We start from the raw sequence: 1,434 nt of genomic DNA, 5'->3' as shown, positions 1-1,434 counted from the left end.
CTAGATGCCGTAATGGGCCGGCGTATCAAGAGTAGCCAAATTGGGTGGCTGTCCCTCAGAATGATGGTGTTGAAACGGGGTCCGAGTGATCGGCCCCAAGCATCATGAGAGGAACAACCATGGATTATTATGCCGGAATCGATGTCTCTCTGAAAGAGAGCAGCGTATGCATCGTGGACGCGAAGGGTAAAATCGTCCGCGAGGTCAAGGTCGCCAGCGAGCCCGAGGCGCTTGTGAGGTATTTCGACGAGCTGGAATTACCGGTGTGTCGGATTGGGCTGGAGGCGGGGCCGCTATCGCATTGGTTGCATGCGGGGCTTGTTGCCGTTGGTCGCGACGTTGCTTTGCTGGAGACGCGACACGTGAAGGCGGCACTTTCGGCGATGACCGTGAAGACCGACCGGAAAGATGCCCGCGGGATCGCCCAATTGCTGCGGATGGGCTGGTATCGGCCGGTCCATGCAAAATCGATGGCGTCGCAGGATACCCGCGCCGTACTCGTCGGACGCAAGCTGCTGCAGGGGAAGCTGCTCGACGTCGAGCTCAGTATCCGTGGGATCCTGCGCGGCTATGGACTGAAGGTCGGCGAGGTCAGCCGCGGCAGGTTCGAAGCGCGTATCCAGGAGCTGACGGCAGGGCACGCCACTCTGGAGACGGTGATCGGTGCGATGCTGGCAGCACGGGCAACGTTGTGGCGCGAGTTCACCAGGCTCCACCGGGAGATGCTGAAGATCGCGCGCGCAGACAAGATTTGCCACCGGTTGATGAGCACCCCCGGGGTGGGTGCGTTGGTCGCCCTGACATATCGATCGGCGATCGACGATCCGACGCGCTTCGGAAAATCGAGTACCGTCGGCGCCTACTTCGGGTTGACCCCGAAGAAATATCAGTCGGGCGAGACCGACCGGGATGGGGGTGTCAGCAAGGTCGGCGACGCGATGGTGCGAACCGCGCTGTTCGAGGCGGCGCATATCATGCTGACTCGGGCAACGCGTTTTTCCAGCCTGAAGCGCTGGGCGCTCGAGGTGGCGAAACGTCGCGGCATGAAACGCGCCAAGGTCGCCCTCGCACGCAAACTGGGCGTCGTGCTTCATCGCATGTGGATGGACGCCACCGACTTCCGCTGGGGGGCGATCGCAATGGCTGCGTGAAGGAGAAACTGCTGATCGAGGCGGGCCGGGACCGGCGCGCTTCTACTGAGGTCCCGTCGCTGGGACGAGGGCTTGGCAAGATCGTGTGTAGTGCTGTGAATGCTTCGGCAAACCACGCTTCCTAGATTGATCTGTCGGCTCTGGATCTGATGGCATGGTGTGGCGGCCTTCGTGCTGACCACGGACAGAAGCATGATCCTAGCGACGAGATAGTCATTCAGAGGGACTTGACGAACAAAGGCCCATTACAGAAGCACTACTTTGGCAGAAATGTGATTTTTGG

1 protein-coding gene is annotated in these 1,434 nt (G+C 60.5%); it reads left to right on the top strand.

Going from position 1 to position 1,434, the window contains the following annotated elements; all coding sequences use genetic code 11:
- The first annotated feature begins 119 nt into the window (after positions 1 to 119).
- Positions 120 to 1,151 carry an IS110 family RNA-guided transposase gene (locus GGQ88_RS21005; protein WP_183615352.1) on the top strand — a complete coding sequence of 344 codons (1,032 nt, stop codon included), beginning with the start codon at positions 120 to 122 and terminating at the stop codon, positions 1,149 to 1,151.
- The last annotated feature ends 283 nt before the right edge of the window (positions 1,152 to 1,434 follow it).

The sequence above is a fragment of the Novosphingobium hassiacum genome, assembly GCF_014196055.1.
GTDB lineage: Bacteria > Pseudomonadota > Alphaproteobacteria > Sphingomonadales > Sphingomonadaceae > Novosphingobium > Novosphingobium hassiacum.
This window is presented reverse-complemented; position numbering and strand designations above follow the sequence as displayed.

Excerpts from the sequence above, each read along its gene's own strand:
- GGQ88_RS21005 (WP_183615352.1), top strand. The coding sequence starts at position 120 with ATGGATTATTATGCCGGAATCGATGTCTCTCTGAAAGAGAGCAGCGTA.